The sequence below is a fragment of the Hyphomicrobiaceae bacterium genome (assembly GCA_041397645.1).
Taxonomy (GTDB): Bacteria; Pseudomonadota; Alphaproteobacteria; order Rhizobiales; family Hyphomicrobiaceae; genus Hyphomicrobium_B.
Window position 1 is genome coordinate 261,247 of sequence record JAWKWE010000005.1, and the last position, 16,548, is coordinate 277,794.

The 16,548-nt window shown below is 59.8% G+C and carries 13 protein-coding genes; 7 read left to right on the top strand and 6 right to left on the bottom strand.

Annotation, left to right across the window (positions count from 1 at the left end; all coding sequences use genetic code 11):
- The first annotated feature begins 87 nt into the window (after positions 1 to 87).
- Positions 88 to 465 carry a DsrE/DsrF/DrsH-like family protein gene (locus R3D51_15025; GenBank protein MEZ5900794.1) on the top strand — a complete coding sequence of 126 codons (378 nt, stop codon included), beginning with the start codon at positions 88 to 90 and terminating at the stop codon, positions 463 to 465.
- A 31-nt stretch (positions 466 to 496) separates the two neighbouring features.
- Here R3D51_15025 and recG read toward each other — a convergent pair whose 3' ends face one another.
- On the bottom strand, positions 497 to 2,611 hold the full coding sequence (recG, locus tag R3D51_15030) for an ATP-dependent DNA helicase RecG (protein ID MEZ5900795.1): 2,115 nt from the start codon (positions 2,609 to 2,611) through the stop codon (positions 497 to 499).
- Positions 2,612 to 2,828: 217 nt separating this feature from the next.
- Here recG and R3D51_15035 point away from each other — a divergent pair, with 217 nt between their 5' ends.
- Positions 2,829 to 3,116 (top strand): succinate dehydrogenase assembly factor 2, encoded by a 288-nt coding sequence (locus R3D51_15035; protein ID MEZ5900796.1) that lies wholly within the window; start codon positions 2,829 to 2,831, stop codon positions 3,114 to 3,116.
- 19 nt (positions 3,117 to 3,135) lie between these two features.
- Positions 3,136 to 6,621: a transcription-repair coupling factor gene (mfd, locus tag R3D51_15040; protein MEZ5900797.1), complete on the top strand. Its 3,486-nt coding sequence runs from the start codon at positions 3,136 to 3,138 to the stop codon at positions 6,619 to 6,621.
- A 38-nt stretch (positions 6,622 to 6,659) separates the two neighbouring features.
- Here mfd and R3D51_15045 read toward each other — a convergent pair whose 3' ends face one another.
- The 3 genes from R3D51_15045 to R3D51_15055 form a co-directional block, all read right to left on the bottom strand.
- The gene (locus R3D51_15045; protein MEZ5900798.1) at positions 6,660 to 7,286 is read right to left on the bottom strand and encodes a polymer-forming cytoskeletal protein; all 627 of its coding nucleotides are present in this window, start codon (positions 7,284 to 7,286) and stop codon (positions 6,660 to 6,662) included.
- A gap of 111 nt (positions 7,287 to 7,397) precedes the next feature.
- Positions 7,398 to 8,942, bottom strand: a complete 1,545-nt coding sequence (locus R3D51_15050; GenBank protein ID MEZ5900799.1) for a class I adenylate-forming enzyme family protein — start codon at positions 8,940 to 8,942, stop codon at positions 7,398 to 7,400.
- On the bottom strand, positions 8,939 to 10,645 hold the full coding sequence (locus R3D51_15055; GenBank protein MEZ5900800.1) for an extracellular solute-binding protein: 1,707 nt from the start codon (positions 10,643 to 10,645) through the stop codon (positions 8,939 to 8,941). The genes R3D51_15050 and R3D51_15055 overlap by 4 nt, the downstream gene beginning before the upstream one ends.
- A gap of 417 nt (positions 10,646 to 11,062) precedes the next feature.
- Here R3D51_15055 and R3D51_15060 point away from each other — a divergent pair, with 417 nt between their 5' ends.
- Positions 11,063 to 11,980, top strand: a complete 918-nt coding sequence (locus R3D51_15060; GenBank protein MEZ5900801.1) for an invasion associated locus B family protein — start codon at positions 11,063 to 11,065, stop codon at positions 11,978 to 11,980.
- A 158-nt stretch (positions 11,981 to 12,138) separates the two neighbouring features.
- On the opposite strand, the gene hspQ is transcribed toward R3D51_15060, so the two are convergent.
- Together hspQ and R3D51_15070 are read right to left on the bottom strand one after the other, a co-directional pair.
- Entirely contained in the window at positions 12,139 to 12,468 is a 330-nt protein-coding gene (gene hspQ / locus R3D51_15065) for a heat shock protein HspQ (protein MEZ5900802.1), read from the bottom strand.
- A 248-nt stretch (positions 12,469 to 12,716) separates the two neighbouring features.
- On the bottom strand, positions 12,717 to 13,898 hold the full coding sequence (locus R3D51_15070) for a DUF2865 domain-containing protein (GenBank protein ID MEZ5900803.1): 1,182 nt from the start codon (positions 13,896 to 13,898) through the stop codon (positions 12,717 to 12,719).
- A gap of 260 nt (positions 13,899 to 14,158) precedes the next feature.
- On the opposite strand from R3D51_15070, the gene cysS reads away from it, so the two are divergent.
- The 3 genes from cysS to R3D51_15085 all read left to right on the top strand — a co-directional run bounded on the left by cysS (position 14,159) and on the right by R3D51_15085 (position 16,474).
- A complete protein-coding gene (cysS, locus tag R3D51_15075; protein MEZ5900804.1) occupies positions 14,159 to 15,541 on the top strand; it encodes a cysteine--tRNA ligase in 1,383 nt (460 codons plus the stop codon).
- A gap of 160 nt (positions 15,542 to 15,701) precedes the next feature.
- On the top strand, positions 15,702 to 15,974 hold the full coding sequence (locus tag R3D51_15080) for a hypothetical protein (protein MEZ5900805.1): 273 nt from the start codon (positions 15,702 to 15,704) through the stop codon (positions 15,972 to 15,974).
- A complete protein-coding gene (locus tag R3D51_15085; GenBank protein MEZ5900806.1) occupies positions 15,971 to 16,474 on the top strand; it encodes a GNAT family N-acetyltransferase in 504 nt (167 codons plus the stop codon). The genes R3D51_15080 and R3D51_15085 overlap by 4 nt, the downstream gene beginning before the upstream one ends.
- Positions 16,475 to 16,548 lie beyond the last annotated feature (74 nt).

Here is a 16,548-nt window from a genome sequence, read left to right on the forward strand (position 1 = left end):
GCCGGAACTACGGGCGCTTTCACACGTCTTGAGCCGTTCGCGGCGAAGCGCTAGCATCGCGCGCCTTCGAACCCCACAGGAGCCTCCATGGCCAAAAAGCTGATCGTCATTATGGCCAATACGGATCCGCGTAATACAGAAGAGCTCGGCGCGCCGATCTTTCAAGCCTCGGTCGCGGCGGCGATGGGCTATGAGGTGGAAGTCATATGCACCGCATCGGCGACGCGGCTGATGCGCAAAGGCGTGGCGAGCGAACTGAAGCAGCGGACCGATGCGTCAAAGTCGATTTACGATTTCATCAAAGATGCACATGCCGCCGGTGTGAAGTTCTACTGCTGCTCGCCGGGACTGGATCTGTTCGACATGCACAAGGAAGATCTTATTCCCGAGTGCAACGGCATCGTCGGTGCCGCGCATTTCATCGAAGACATCATGACGGGCGAGAGCAAGGTGCTTACGTACTAAGCACCCTATCTGAGCCGATTAGGGACAGAACTCAAGCCGCGCGGAACAGTCGTGCGGCTTCATCGCATTCAAACAGATAAAGCAATGTTCGGAGCGCCTGACCGCGCGGCGATACGAGGTCGGGATCGTTGGACAGGACCAGTCGCGCATCGTCGCGCGCTGCCGCAAGCAACGTCTCGAAGCCCGGCACCTCTGCAACCCGGAAGCCCGGCATGCCGCTTTGGCGCGAGCCCAGCATTTCACCGCCGCCGCGTAGCTCCAGATCCTTCTCGGCTATGAGGAAGCCATCTTCCGTCTTTTCCATCATCTCAAGGCGAGCTTTCGCCGTTTCGCCTAGCGGTTCTTTGTAGAGCAACATGCAAAAGCTTTCGCGTGCGCCACGCCCCACCCGCCCTCGCAACTGATGAAGCTGCGCCAAGCCGAAACGCTCCGCGTGTTCGATCACCATGATATTGGCATTGGGGACATTGACGCCGACTTCTATCACGGTGGTCGCGACCAGGATCTTGAGTTTGTCGGTGGCAAATGCCGCCATGGTCTCATCCTTGTCGGCGGCTGCCATGGCGCCGTGCAGAAGACCGACGGTATTGCCGAAGATCTGTTTGAGATGAGCATGGCGTTCTTCGGCGGCCGCAAGCTCTGAGGTGTCGGACGTTTCGATCAATGGGCAGACCCAATAGACCTGAGCGCCTTCCGCCAACTGTACGCGCAGCCGGTCGATCAGACGCTCCATTGAATCGATGGGAATGGCCTTTGTAACGACAGGTTTGCGCCCTGCGGGCTTTTCGGTGAGACGCGAGACGTCGAGATCCCCGTAGTGCGTCATGAGCAGCGTGCGCGGAATCGGAGTTGCCGTCATAACTAGGACGTTGGTCGCACCGCCTGCGCCCTTCGCCTGGAGTGCGAGGCGCTGATGCACACCAAAGCGATGTTGCTCGTCGATGACGGCAAACGCGAGATCCTTGAAGACGACGTCGGATTGAAAAAGCGCATGTGTGCCAATTAGGATGTCGATATCTCCCGCGGCGAGGTGTTTCAGCGTTTCCTCGCGGCCCTTTCCCTTTTCTCTCCCGGTCAACAAACCGATGCGCAACCCGGCGGCTTCGGCAAGCGGCGCAATCGTTTCAAGGTGCTGACGTGCAAGGACTTCGGTGGGAGCCATCAAAGCAGACTGTGCGCCGGTTTCAACGGCGATTGCCATGCTCATCAGCGCCACGGCGGTTTTGCCGGATCCGACATCGCCCTGCAGCAGACGCAGCATACGGTGGGGCGCGGCCAGATCTTCCGCGATTTCCTTTAGCGCGTTGACTTGTGAATTTGTCAGCTTGAACGGCAACGCGGCTGCGATCCGCTTTCTAATGTGCCCATCACCCTTAACGGAGCGTCCAGGCTGCGCCTTCATATTGAGGCGTACCAATCCGAGCGCCAATTGCCCAGCCAGCAACTCGTCATAGGCCAAACGCTGGCGCGGCAACGATGCAGGTGAAATGTCACCAGGCTCTTGCGGCTTGTGCAGCAGGGTCAGCGCGTCGGTGAATCCCATCCATCCGCGAGCCTGCAGCCATCCCTTGTCCTGCCACTCGGGCAATTCTGGCACACGCTCGACGGCTTGCCGTGAGGCTTTCTGCAGCACCTTGCCGGACAATCCGGCGGTGAGCGGGTAGACAGGCTCCAGCATCGGCATATCGCTGCGCGCTTCCGGCGCGACGATGTAGTCGGGGTGGGACATCTGCATTGTTTCGCCGTAGCGCTCGATGCGTCCCGATACGTAGCGGATCTCGCCGACCGGCAACTGGCGCTCGATGAATTTGTGCTCGGCGTGGAAGAACACGAGATCGAGACGTGCGGAGTCGTCCTCGCACGTGACCTTGTAGGGCACCTTGTGATTGCCGCGCGGGGGTGCCTTGTGTTTCAGCACCCGTACCTTAAGGGTCACAATGGTTCCAGGGACCGCATCGCGCACCAGCGGTTCCGCCCTGCGATCGATAACGCCGGTCGGCAGATGCCAGAGCAGATCGAGAACGCGGGGCTCGACGGCCTGTGGTGGTAGCTCCAGGCACTTCTTAAGGAGCTGGACGGTGCGCGGGCCGATGCCGCTCAGGGTCAAAGCCGAAGAAAACAGCGGATTGAGCGCGGAAGGACGCATGAAAAAGCTTACCGTCCAGGGTTTGAGCGGCCGATGCCCGGCGCGCGTTCGATCGCGGCAAAATGCGTCGTCATGGCGAGAGCTTGCTGTTCTCATTTGCGGAATCTGCCGGTGGCGCTATACCACTGCAGCAGGGGCGCAAAAGTGACCGCTCGCACGGGTCCAGTCAAGCTTGACACTGGAGCCGTTCCACCGCTGCGGCGGACAACAATTGAATATGCAGAAACAGGACATGACGGACGACGTCGTCACGCGCCGGCGCCGCGCACTCTATAGGGCCATGCACCGAGGCACCAAGGAGATGGATCATCTCGTTGGGCGCTATGCCGATGTGCATCTCGGCGATATGACGGGTGACGAGTTGGCTGAATTCGAACGCTTCCTGGCACTGCCCGATCCCTTATTACAGGGCTGGTTTTTCAGCGCTGAGCAGGTTGGCTCGCCGGAGTTTGAGGGTCTTGTGAGGAAGATGCGCCGCTTTCACGGTCTTGAGGACCGGTCGTGAAGCGGTTGTGGGCAAAGTTATGAGCAAGGAAAGCGGCGCGCGCACAATAGCCTCGGGCGTACCGGAAGGCTTGGACGCCAGGGTCATTGCCGATCTTGGGCTAACTGCTGGGCGCCAGGGCGGACCTAAGCTTCACATCCACATTGCTCGCGACGACCGTCGCATGGATCAATTGGAAGCGGGGCTGGCGTTCTTTGCGCCGGAGCTCAAGGTAATTTCGTTCCCCGCCTGGGATACCGTCCCTTACGACCGCGTGAGCCCAAATGCGGAGCTGGTTGCCAAGCGGATTATGGCGCTAGGTCGTCTTGTCATCGGCTCGCTCAAGGAACCCGCCGTCATCGTCACGAGCGTCAACGCGGTGCTCCAACGCCTGCCGCCGCGCGCGTTCGTGCGTGGGGCTTTCAAGCCGATTGCACCGGGGCAGCGGCTGGACATGGGAGAGCTTCAGCGCCGTTTGGAGCAATACGGCTTTCAGCGTTCGAGCACGGTCATGGAGCCGGGCGAATATGCGGTGCGCGGCGGCATCGTGGATCTGTTTCCACCCGGCCGCATCAATCCTATCCGTCTCGACTTCTTTGGCGATACGCTGGAGAGCATCAAGGCGTTTGACGCGCAAACGCAGCGCTCCACGAAGCCGGTTCAAAAGTTTGCGCTGATGCCGGTTTCCGAAGTTGCATTCGGCGAAAGCGCGACGGCCTTGTTTCGCACCCGCTACGTGGAGTTGTTCGGCGGCGCGACGGGCGACGATCCGCTCTATGAGGCCGTTAGCAGCGGACGGCGTTATCAGGGCCAGGAACATTGGCTTTCGTTTTTCCATCCGACGTTGGAGACGATATTCGACTATGCGCCGAACGCTAACGTCAGTTTCGACCATATGGCCGACGAAGCGATCGAACAGCGGTTTCGCCAGATTCAGGAGCACTACGAGGCACGGGTCGACAGTCTGGAAGGGCAGCGCTTTGGCGCGCCACCGTACAAGCCGGTTCCACCAGACCGAATGTTTCTCGATGGCAAGGATTGGGCTCATGCCCTTGCGACCCGTGACATCACGCGGCTAACGCCGTTTGAAGATCCGGCCGCCTCAAATGTTTACGGCATGCACGGCCGCGGGGGGCGGACGTTCGCGGCCGAGCGGGCTGATCCTGACGGCAATCTGTTTGATGCTGTCGTTCGCCATATTGCGCACCTTCACGCCAGCCAGCGCCGCGTAATTCTTGCCGCCTGGACGCCGGGTGCACGCGAGCGTTTGCTATCGCTGCTGCACGATCATGGCTTGAAAGACACCGCCAAGGTGGAGAATTTCACGGAAGTTTTGGCATTGAGGCCGGGCCACACGGCATTTGCTGTGCTGGGTCTGGAACAGGGCTTCGAAACGCCAGACTTTGCTGTCATCGCTGAGCAAGACATCCTTGGCGATCGCCTAGTGCGCCAGAGAAAGCGCCAACGCAAGGCTGCCGACGTTTTGACCGAAGCGACGAGCCTGTCGATCGGTGATCTCGTGGTGCACGCCGATCACGGTATCGGACGTTTTGCGGGGCTGCAGATCATCACCGCACTTGGCGCGCCGCATGATTGTCTTGAGTTGCATTATGCGGGCGGCGATAAGCTGTTCCTGCCGGTCGAGAACATTGAGTTGCTCACGCGCTATGGCGCGGACGAGGGCGACGGACAACTCGACAAGCTAGGCGGCGTTGCTTGGCAGTCGCGCAAGGCGCGGTTGAAGAAGCGGCTGCGCGAGATCGCCAACGAGTTGATCAAGATCGCGGCCTTGAGGCAATTGCGCGAAGCGCCGGTACTGCAGGCGCCCGTTGGCGCGCTCGATGAATTCGTGGCCCGTTTCCCTTACGAGGAGACCGAGGATCAGGCGGCAAGTATTGACTCCGTCATCGAGGATTTGGGCGCCGGCAAACCCATGGACCGGCTGGTGTGCGGCGATGTGGGTTTTGGCAAGACGGAAGTTGCTCTGCGCGCCGCATTCGTCGCCGCCATGAATGGTTTGCAGGTTGCGGTTGTCGTACCGACGACGTTGCTTGCACGTCAGCACTTCCGCACCTTCTCGGACCGGTTCAAGGGCCTGCCCATTACAGTCGCGCAAGCCTCGCGGATGGTCGGACCAAAGGAACTTTCTGAGGTCAAAGCGGGTGTCAAATCCGGTAGCGTCGATATTGTCGTTGGAACGCACGCTCTGCTTGGAAAGCAGATAGAGTTCGCACGATTGGGGCTGCTCATCATCGACGAGGAGCAGCACTTTGGAGTCAATCACAAGGAACGTTTGAAGAAGATGCGTGAGGACGTTCACGTCCTCACCCTATCGGCGACACCGATCCCGCGTACGCTGCAACTGGCGTTGACGGGTGTCCGGGAGCTGTCACTCATTACGACGCCGCCCGTGGACCGCCTTGCCGTGCGCACCTTTATATCGCCGTTCGATCCGGTCATCTTGAAGGAAGCGCTGCGGCGCGAACGCTTCCGTGGCGGACAAACATTCTATGTTGCGCCTCGCATCTCCGACCTGGATGACGTAGCCGAATTTCTGCGCGAGACGGTGCCAGACCTGACGTTCGCACGCGCCACCGGGCAGATGACGCCAACCGAACTGGAAGACGTCATGACCGCGTTCTACGAGGGCAAGTACGACATTCTGTTGTCCACGGCCATCGTGGAGTCCGGACTCGATGTGCCGAACGCCAACACATTGATCGTGCATCGCGCCGATATGTTCGGTTTGGCGCAGCTTTACCAGTTGCGGGGCCGTGTCGGTCGCTCCAAGACGCGCGCCTATGCCTATTTCACGACACCGCCCGGCCAGAAGCTGACGGAGGGTGCGGAAAAGCGTCTGAAGGTTCTTCAGTCGCTCGATACGCTGGGCGCTGGGTTCTCGCTCGCATCGCACGATCTCGATATTCGCGGCGCGGGCAATCTGCTTGGAGAGGAGCAGTCGGGACATATCAGAGAAGTTGGCTTCGAGCTCTATCAGTCGATGCTGGAGGAAGCCGTCGCTGCCATGAAGGGCGGGGACTTGGAGGAGGCTGCCGACAAGTGGAGCCCGGAAATCCAGCTCGGAATGTCGATCCTCATTCCGGAGACCTATGTAACGGATCTTCAATTGCGGCTTGGGCTCTATCGCCGTCTGGCCGGACTGGAGAAGCGCACCGACATTGACGCCTTTGCCGCCGAGTTGGTGGACAGGTTCGGCGAGATGCCGGAAGAGGTCGGCCATCTGCTCGACGTCATGGAGGTCAAGGGTCTTTGCCGTGCGGCGGGCATCGCCAAGGTTGACGCTGGGTCAAAGGGCGCTGTCATTACGCTTTATCGGAACACCTTTGCCAACCCTGAAGGCCTCATCCAGCTTGTGCAGGCTTCTCGCGGCTCGTTGAAGGTCATGCCCGATCAGCGGCTCGTGCAAAAGGCTGACTGGGATTTGCCAGAAGCGCGTCTGAAGGGTGTGCGTGCGCTCGTGCAGCAGTTTGCCGACCTTGCCAACAAAGCCAAGAAGGCAGCCTGAACTATCGCGGGACTATGGTGGGCCCGGGGCGTGAGAACTTAAGCGCCGCGCGCAGTACCGTTCGCCACGCGCGCGGTATTGAGCATGTTGTAAAGAGTGCTCGATGGTTTGGCACTCGCCTGCGATACTTTGTTGGCGTCGCGGAAAAGCTCTGTCACGCTCTTTTCCGCAACAGTGGCGAGAGCGGCCGTACGTCTCACCGGCACGATTGTCGCTTTAGCCTCATCTTCTGAGCGACGCAAAGTTCCCCTGACTTGAGCGCCTTCTTCCGCCCCAAAACTCTCTTGGAAGATGTCGCAATCAACGACAGCGGTCTTCTCCAAAAATATGCGCCTGGTACGGATAGTGCCGCGCACGCAACCGCGCACAACGACGTCCTGCGCCTCAATCGTGCCTTCGACGCGGGCGCCTTTGTCGATGATCAGCATTCGGCAGCGCAGATTTCCGTCGACACGACCCTTCACAAGAATGTCGCCATCGCTTTCCAGCTCGCCACGCATGGTCAGCCATTCGTTGATAATCGAATAGGCATCCTTGGGGGCATCGGCTTTGCCAACTTCATCGACCTTGTGCGATGTAACGACTTGCGTGGGGGCACTCGCTGCAGGGGCCGCGGGCTTCGGTGCGAGATCGAAAGCGGTCTCGTTCTTCCAGGCTGTGAACATGACTTGGCTCGAATGGATTTTGCGCTGAACGCCTATCCGCATAGCCTAATGGGACGATCGTGAAGAATGCTTTAAGTCGTCTGCGTCGTCAGGTGCTAGAACTGATGCCGATCAGACCGCTGGCACATGTGCCCGCATCGCACACAACGCGTTGCGCTTGATTTTGCCGTTGGCGGTGCGTGGCAACGCATCTACGAATTCGACTTCGCGCGGGCACTTATATCCCGCGAGGTGGACGGCGGCGAACGCCTTGACAGTGTCGGCGTCAAGAGTCGCGCCCGGCTTAATGACGATGAAGGCCCCGATGACGGAAACGTCGGCGCGCACTTGGACCTCGGTGCAAGCGACTTCCGCCACCCCTGGACATAAAGCTAACGCGGCTTCCACCTCTTGCGGAGAAACGCGGTAGCCGAGCGCCTTCATGATGTCGTTGGCGCGGCCGGTGTGGGTGACGTAGCCATCTTGATCCATGATGCCGAGGTCGCCACCGAGAAACCACTCGCCGCGAAACACTTCCGCTTCCTCGTCGGGCCTCTTCCAGTAGCCGAGCATGAGGCCGGGGTCGGAACAATGAACCGCAATGAGGCCTTCCTGGCCGGCAGGCAAAGGCGTTTCGCCTTCGTCGACTGGGAGTATCGCGATCCGTCGCCCGGATTGCGGTTTTCCCGCTGTGCCGGGCCGTCGCGGGACGCGAGGACTGGTGGAGATGTAGGTCGAGATCTCGCTCATCCCGAGCGCTTCGTAGAGTTCAAGTCCGGTGCGCTCGCGCCAAGCGTCAAACAGATCTTCGGGAGGTTTCTCCCCGGCAATCAGGGCATGGCGTAGGTGGCCAAGATCGATGTGGCCCGGTGGCGCATACTTGAGGATCTGACGGATCAGGCTTGGAACCGCGGCAAACAGCGTGGCGCGTGTCTGGCGTATTAGCCTGGGCCACACCTCCGGACGCTTCTCGCCGTCAAAAATGATTGACGTTGCGCCATTGGCCCAGGGGTCGATGAGGCCCGTGCCCAAAGTGTAGGTCCAGTTGAAGGCGCCGGCATGGAGCATTCGGTCATCGCGCGTGATGGCATACCAGCTCTGGTAGGTCGGCGAGCGTCCCGGGCCGACGCGGTGTGCATGGACCACGCCTTTAGGGCGCGCGGTAGTGCCCGATGTGTAGAGCAAATAGGCCGGATCGTTGGCAGCGGTTTTGGCATAGGCGGCGCGTCTTTCAAAGTGCATCATCGCGCGCACTTCTTCTTCGCCGAGCACCTGAATATCTTTGGGAATGTCCCCGCGTGGAAGGTGCGGCGCAAGCGCAACCCCATTGGCCTCGCAATCCGACAGCAGGAAGGAAGCTTCCTCCGCGGTCAGCTGGCTGGAGGCTGGCACGGCGACAATTCCAGCAGCGATGGCGCCCAGGAATAAGATTGGAAACGTGCTGGTATTGTCGAGCCGGATGAGGAGCCTCTGGCCTTGCTTTAAGCCGGCATCCTGCAAGCCAGCAGCAACGCGCAATACGCAGTCTTCAAGTTCTGCGAACGTCCATCTCTCATGCGGCTCGCCGGTTGCGGCATCGCGAACGACGACAAGAGCGTCCTTGTCGGGCGTCTGGGCAACCGCATTGGCCAGGCAGTATTGGGCTAGATTGAGTTGGGCCGGATAAGCGATGGTCATTTTTTTTCTTCTATCCACCAGGTATCGAGCGCATAGCCGAATAGCGGTGTCTTGTCTGGATGCTTAAGGCGGGCCCAGTGGGCGACCCACTGATTGGGAACATAGAACATCGGAACGACGTAGTCGCCAGACAGAAGCACGCGGTCGAGGGAGCGCACGGACGAAACGAACGTGTCTTCACTTTCGGCTGCCAGGAGTGCCGCGATCATGGCATCGACCGCGTCGTTCTGCACTCCCGCGTAGTTCCAGGTCGCAGGCGCGATCGCATTGGCTGAGGACCAGCGGAAGAGCTGCTCATTTCCCGGAGACAGGGAGGACGCCCAAGTGGTCTGGATCATATCGTAGTCGTAGGCGTTCAAGCGGCGCTGATATTGCGCGCTGTCGATCACGCGCACGCGCGCGTTGATTCCGAGGGGCGCGAGACTTCGCGCATAGGCCGACAGGAGGGTTTCCTGGACCTGGTTGTGTGCAAGGATTTCAAAGCGCAGAGGCTTGCCCGTCGCTTTGTCCACCAGCTTGCCGCCCTGCAGTTCATAGCCCGCCTCCTTCAGCAGGTCGAAGGCGAGGCGCTGGTTGGCCCGGTTCTGGCCGGATCCATCGCTTTCGGCGAACTTGTAAGTGCCGGCCATGATTTCCGGTTTCACCCGTGCTTCGTAGGGTGCGAGCAGTGATCTTTCAGTCGCGTCGGCGGGCTTGCCTGCACTCGAAAGGTAAGATCTCTCGAAGTAGCTCTCCGTTCGCTTATAGAGGCCATTGTAAAGCGTGCGATTGATCCACTCGAAGTCAAACAGCATTATGAGCGCCTGCCGTACCTTCGGGTTCTTGAAAACATCGCGGCGCGTGTTGAAGGCCAGCGCCGTCATGCCCGCAGGCAAGCCGATGTCGAAGGCCGCCTTGATAATCCGGCCATCGCGCACGGCTGCAAATTCATAGCTGCCTGCCCAGTTGGAAGGATCTTCCTCCAGCCTCAAGTCGATCAAGCCGCTCTTGAAGGCTTCGAACATCGCGGTGGATTCTCGGTAGTAATCGAATTGGATCTCATCGAAGTTGAAGCGGCCTCGGCTGACAGGTTCGTCCTTGGCCCAATAGTCGGAATCGCGCGTGTAGGTGAGTGAGCGGCCAGGATCGATCTTCGTGATGGTATAGGGACCTGACCCGACCAGCGGCGTCATGGTCGTCTGCTCGAAAGTATCAGGGTTCGTCGCAGCCTTTGAGAAGACGGGCATCAGTCCCAGGATGAGGGGCAACTCGCGATCGCTGGCGTCGGCGAACGTGAAGCGGACCTGGGTATCGGAGAGCCGCTCTGCCGAGACGACCTTGGCGAAATAGGTACGGTGGTTCAACCTGCCTTTGGTTTTCAACATCTCGAACGAAAACAACACATCATCGACGGTGACAGGCGAGCGATCGGAAAACCGCGCCTTGGGGTTCATGGCGAAAACCACGCTCTTGCGGTCATCGGCGATGTCGATGCTCTCTGCGAGTAGACCGTGAAGGGTGAATGGCTCGTCGAGGTCGCGGGCCATGAGCGTCTCAATGCTGAATTCGCGCACACCGGCGGCCTGCTCGCCCTTGATGATGAGGGGATTGACGCTGTCAAAACTTCCCAGGTTGCCCAGTCTGATCCGTCCGCCCTTTGGCGCGTCCGGGTTCACGTAGGGCAAATGATCAAAGCCCGCCGCAAGTTTGGGTGTGCCGTGCATCGCGACAGAGGTCCGGGGCTCGGCGCACAGCGGTCCGCAAGTACTAAAAAACGCGATTAGAGTTAATGTGAGCCGCCGCATATTGATCGTCCGTAGCGGGTAGGCGGGTCGTATTTTCACAATTAAATCCTGCACCTGTGCCGTTTGCGGGAAGCGGCGTGGAAATGTTCCTACTTTACACTCCGCGACCTTCGTCAGTCTGTCGCAGTTGCCCGATTGTCACGAATCCCGCTCACGACTCATATCCTCCCCGATCTTGATTTACGGACGTCACGGGATTGCCGCAATCCGAGCCTTACTGCCCAAGCTTGAAGGCGTCTTGAAGGCGCTGGGCCCGTGCCGAGAGTCTCATGGCGGGTTGAGAGGGGTTGAGGCGGAATTGTAGTCCGGCTCGTAAGCACAAGGAATTTTGACTTCATGACAAACGCTGTTTTGCGCATCGGGGGGGCTTTGGCCCTTGCAGCACTTGTTTCAACGTCACCGACCCTTGCCCAAGATCAGAAGGCGGCGCCCGCTGCCAAGCCGGCGGCGACCAAGCCTGCCGCAAAGCCCGCGGCCAAGCCTGCGACGGCTGCCGCCAAGCCGTCAACAAAGGCTGGCGCGACGGTTGGCGGTCCAGAAGCCGCTGCTGCTGCCGAGGGTAACAAGAGCGCCTGGGTGAAGCTCTGTGAGAAGGCTCCGCTGGTCAAGAAGGATAAGGACGGCAAAGAAGTTAAGGAAGAAAAGAACCTCTGCCTGACCCACCATGAGCGTCTCGACGGCAATACCGGCATGGTTCTCGTCTCCGCCGCGATCCGTGAGGTCGAAGGCCAGGAGAAGAAGTCTCTGATGGTAATGGTGCCGCTGGGCATGGCTATTCCGCCAGGTATCCGCGCTGCGGTCTACACGAAGGAGCAGTGGGGCGCTGTTTCCAAGAACGAAAAAGTTGACGACAAACTGCTTAAGCCCGTCGAGCTGAAGTTCTCGCTCTGCCATCCGGCAGGCTGCACTGCAGAAACTGAAGCCACTGCCGATATCATCGAACAGATGAAGACCGGTGGCGGCATGATGGTCGTCGCGATGAACGCGAATGCTCAGCCGATCGGCTTCCCTGTTCCGCTTGATGGCTTCTCCGACGCTTACGCCGGCCCTCCCATCGACAACAAGGCATACGCCGATGCTCGCAGCCAGCTGATGAAGCAGATCCGCGAGCGTCAGGCTCAGCTTGCAGACCAGTATCGTAAGGATCAGGAAGAGAAGGCGGCTGCGATGCGCAATCTGCCGGGCGCAAACACGACCGGCGGTGACGCTCCTGCAACGACGGGTTCCACCGCTAAGCCCGCTGCCAAGAAGTAGTCACGTCCCCGGACGACTTTAACCGCCCCAGCTCGCGCCGGGGCGGTTTTTTATTGGCTTCAATCCTTCAGGCTGGGGAACGCGAGTACGGCGCGCACTTATTGCAGTTGGCTCAATTGCTGTTGGCGAGGTGGCGCTCCTGACGGCCAGTCGACCGTCTAATGGGCCTTCTCGCGCGTCCGATAGCGTCCCTCAGCGTCACGGATGAATTGGTCGGGAATATCAGGGTGGCGTAAGGGCTCGGCAGATTCGTCGGGCAGGAGGTTTTGCTCCGAAACGTAGGCGACGTATACCGTCTCCGAGTTCTCAGCATAGATATGATAATAGGGCTGATCCTTGCGCGGCCTGATCTCGGCAGGAATGGCCAACCACCATTCCTCCGTGTTGGCAAAAACGGGGTCGATGTCGAAGATCAGTCCACGGAACGGAAAGAAGCGGTGGCGCACGACATCGCCGACCGAGAATTTTGCTTGTTTAATCGCCGGCATCTGCTGTTGGCACACTGAATCTAAGAACGCCCAAGCTGAAAAGTATATGTTGCGAAGCCGTTGAAAGGCAATTCACTCATCCGGTGCGGCTGCAAGAGGTCGCATCCGTCCCGTCTCAGCTTAGGCGGGGCGGCTGCGTAAACCCTACACGCCGCGGCGAGATGGCCGGTGAATGCTGGGGTTCTGAAGGCGTTAGACCGGTGCGAATGGGCAAGGCTGGCCGGGTATGGAGCGGGCGAATGCCGTCGTCAATCGCCCTCCGATGGGGGAATGGACTGTGCTTCCCAGCCTGAGGACTGCGCACCCTCCTGGTTCGAGGGGGGCGCTGCTGGGGGCGGTGCAGCCGTAGTTGAGCCGGTGGTAATCGGCTGGGACTTTCCGGTTTCGGCCTTCTGATCGGCCGCCGTCGTGGTCGGGACGAACTCGGCTTCCTTGCACGAGCAACCGTTAACGTATTCCTTGCGATAGCGAAATGCCGACTTCAGCTTCGTGTAGGGGTCGCTGGTTTGGAGCGCAACAGCCTGATCCATGGTGCCGCCGGGATTACGGTAGTAATAGAGCTGCGCGGGCGCGGCGCACTTCGACGAGCAAACCTCCGCATCCTGCGCAAAGTGGCTCGGCAGCGTGGAGAAGCTAACTGGAAAATAGTAGCCGTCGCACAGACGCACGCAGACCGTTCGATAGGTTTCTCCCGTTGAGCCATAGGGCGTCCAGTTGTTGGTGCTGATCTCGCCTTCCTCGCTCCACATACCGCTGTTGTCGCGGCGGCGTGCCTGGTCGGCGTAATTGGCGCCGCAATTGTTGCGGGCAAGCTCGCGGATAATGTCGTCCTGATAGCTGCGGCCGGAGGCCAGATCTTGACGCTGGGCTTCAAGCTCCGCCAGACGGCGTTTTGAAACCTCGACCTGCTTGGCGAGCTCCTTACACTGGGGCGTGTTGCGGAACGAGCGGGTGAATAGGAACGTCTCGTAACAATTGGCGTCAAGTTTGCTGGCGCCGACATTGAAGGCCCGATCGACCTGATTGCGCTCAGCCTCGACCTGCGCAAGCGCATCACGCGACTGGCTGCCCTTCTGGCCTTCTTGAACGAGGCGCTGCTCGAGCTGGAGACAAATCGGGTTCCTTGTCGCCCAATTGGTTCCATCGGGCCCTGGTTGAGGCTGGGCCTGGGGCGCTGGAGCAGGCGGCGGCTGGCGATAGACTGGCTCACGCGGAACTGGACGGGCCGGCTCATCGTTGCCACCGAAAGGCCACCAGCTTTGCGCATGGGCAGGCGCAAGCGCACCTGCGAGCGCTACGATGCCAATCGCCAGCGAACCTACGACGCCAAGGCCGACGGGAGCGGCGCGACGGCGCAGGGTCACATGCCCGCGCCGGATCATGCCCGGCTTCCCATCATCTTGCGGCGATTGCAGTTCGTTGGCGCTCAAATGGCGTCCTCCAGATGCGGCAACAAAGGCTCGTCCCAAGGCTTTGGGAGATCCCCCGCTTCACAAACAGACTTAGAGTGCAGCCAATAGGGGGTCAATGAGGAGCAAATGCGGCTTTTGGCGTTTTTCCAGTGCCTTGAGCGCCTTGACGCGGCAGGAATTGGCAGCCGATAAGGCCCGTTGCGGATTTGGCGGCGCCGAGGTGATGTAAGGCGGCGGCATACGTCCATGCGGATTTCAAACAACGTCCGAGGTTGCCCGTGGTTTTGAGGCTCTACAACACGTTGACGCGCCAGAAGGGTGAGTTCCGGCCCATCGATCCCGATAACGTGCGCATGTACGTCTGCGGTCCTACCGTTTACGACTACGCCCACATCGGAAACGCGCGCCCTGTGATCGTGTTTGACGTGCTGTTCCGTCTGTTGCGACACATCTACGGCCCCGAACACGTTACCTACGTGCGCAACATCACCGACGTGGACGACAAGATCAACGCGCGGGCGGCCGAGCGCTATCCCGATCTTGCCCCTGAAATCGCCATCCGAAAATTGACCGAGGAGACGGCGGCGCAATTCCACAAGGACATCGCCGCTCTTGGTGTGCTCCCGCCGACCGTTGAACCGCGCGCGACCGAGCACATCATCGAAATGGTCGAGCTGTGCGACGCACTGGTGAAGAACGGCCATGCGTATGTCGCTGCCGACCATGTGCTGTTTGATGTTTCCTCCATGCCAGACTACGGCCGACTGTCGAACCGCTCGCTGGAGGAGATGGAGGCAGGCGCACGGGTCGAGGTGGCTCCCTACAAGAAAGGCCCGATGGACTTCGTGCTGTGGAAGCCGTCGAAGCCCGGCGAACCGGCGTGGCCTTCACCGGCAGGTATCAAGGTGCCGGGGCGTCCCGGCTGGCACATCGAATGCTCGGCGATGTCTTGGAAGCACTTGGGCAAGGTGTTCGATATTCACGGCGGCGGCATCGACCTGACCTTCCCGCACCATGAAAACGAAATCGCACAGTCGCGCTGCGCGCACGGCACGCACGTGATGGCAAACGTGTGGATGCACAACGGCTTCCTGCAGGTGGAAGGCGAGAAGATGTCCAAGTCGCTCGGCAACTTCATCACTATTCATGAGTTGCTTGGAGACGGATGGCCCGGAGAGGTGCTGCGCTTGAACATGCTGCGCACGCACTATCGTCAGCCTATCGACTGGACCAAGAAGGGCCTGGAAGAGAGTGCCCGTATCCTTGATGTCTGGAAACCTGCAATCGACGCAAGCACTGACACGGTTCCCGCCCCCTCTGTGATTGAAGTCTTGAGCGATGACCTCAATACACCCGCCGCGATTGCAGAGCTTCACAAGTTGGCCAATGCAGGGGGATCGACGCTCGGCGATACGCTGCGCTTCCTTGGGTTTTCTGGGGAAACGTTACGCGCAAAGGCCGAAAAGCAGGCGGAAGTCGCGGGCGCTATGGCCGACCGCGTGGCCCCGCTGATCGCAGCACGTCTCGACGCGCGCAAGCGCAAGGACTTTGCCGAAAGTGACCGTATTCGCGATGAACTTGCCGCCATGGGCGTCGCGCTGAAGGATTCGAAGGACCCCAAGACCGGCGAGATCGTCACGACATGGGAGGTTGCGCGGTGAGGTCTGCCTGCGCCCTCCCATTGTCATCCTCGGCCTTGTGCCGAGGATCCATTCATCGACTTACTTCCAGCGTCAGCTCTTGTGGCCTGATGGATCCCAGGGACACGCCCTGGGATGACAGTTATGGCGGTGAGATCGAGGCTACCTGGGAGGTTGCTCGGTGAGTAGTGCGTCGCTTGCTGTCGTTGCAAAGGCAATGATACTTGCCGCCGCGGGCTACTACTTAGGATTGATCCTCGTTGGCGCGAATGTCGGCGCAAAGTACGCGCGTGAGGAGGCATTAAATGAGCCGGATTTGCCAAGAAAAATGGTTTGGGCCGCCGCCGCTTTGACATGGTTCCTGCATTTGCTTTCCGGAGCTATCGTAGTGCTGTTCATATGCTTTGCGGTTTGGTGGCTTGATGTGAGTTCTTGGGGTGACATTTGGCAATGACAGACTATCCCCTTCGCCCGTTTCTACCCGCCGACACCATGGCGTTGCGTGATCTGTTCGCTCAATCGATCGAGGAGTTGACGCAGGACGACTACGACGAGGATCAGCGGCTCGCTTGGATTTCGCTCGCCGAGGATGCCGCCGCATTCGGCAGGAGGCTTGCGGGCGCCACGACGCTCGTCATTCATGTCGAAGGTGAATACCTCGGATTTGCTTCGCTGAAGGACAACAAGGTGCTGGACATGCTGTACGTCCATCCCCACCACGCAGGTGAGGGTGTGGCGACCGCCCTGTGCGACGCCCTCGAAAAGATCGCGGCGGCGCGCGGGGCCGAGGCCATTGCCACCGATGCGAGCGAGACGGCGATCTTATTTTTCGAGGGTCGCGGCTATGCGCCGGTGCGGCGAAACTCGGTTCCGGTCGGAGACTTATGGCTGACCAACACGACCATGACCAAGCCCCTCAAGGCGCAAGATGCACCCAAGTCCAAGGCGCACTGAAAAGAAACGCTAGTAAAATTGCGACACGTTGCCCGGAAATCGGTGAAATTTACGCCTTGAGCCGTCCGGCGTGT

What these genes read in the sequence shown, in the direction of transcription:
- R3D51_15025 (MEZ5900794.1), top strand. Translation starts at nt 88, where the DNA reads ATGGCCAAAAAGCTGATCGTCATTATGGCCAATACGGATCCGCGTAAT.
- R3D51_15060 (MEZ5900801.1), top strand. Translation starts at nt 11,063, where the DNA reads ATGACAAACGCTGTTTTGCGCATCGGGGGGGCTTTGGCCCTTGCAGCA.
- hspQ (MEZ5900802.1), bottom strand. Translation starts at nt 12,468, where the DNA reads ATGCCGGCGATTAAACAAGCAAAATTCTCGGTCGGCGATGTCGTGCGC.
- R3D51_15050 (MEZ5900799.1), bottom strand. Translation starts at nt 8,942, where the DNA reads ATGACCATCGCTTATCCGGCCCAACTCAATCTAGCCCAATACTGCCTG.
- R3D51_15055 (MEZ5900800.1), bottom strand. Translation starts at nt 10,645, where the DNA reads ATGCACGGCACACCCAAACTTGCGGCGGGCTTTGATCATTTGCCCTAC.
- recG (MEZ5900795.1), bottom strand. Translation starts at nt 2,611, where the DNA reads ATGCGTCCTTCCGCGCTCAATCCGCTGTTTTCTTCGGCTTTGACCCTG.
- R3D51_15035 (MEZ5900796.1), top strand. Translation starts at nt 2,829, where the DNA reads ATGCAGAAACAGGACATGACGGACGACGTCGTCACGCGCCGGCGCCGC.
- R3D51_15085 (MEZ5900806.1), top strand. Translation starts at nt 15,971, where the DNA reads ATGACAGACTATCCCCTTCGCCCGTTTCTACCCGCCGACACCATGGCG.
- mfd (MEZ5900797.1), top strand. Translation starts at nt 3,136, where the DNA reads ATGAGCAAGGAAAGCGGCGCGCGCACAATAGCCTCGGGCGTACCGGAA.
- R3D51_15045 (MEZ5900798.1), bottom strand. Translation starts at nt 7,286, where the DNA reads ATGTTCACAGCCTGGAAGAACGAGACCGCTTTCGATCTCGCACCGAAG.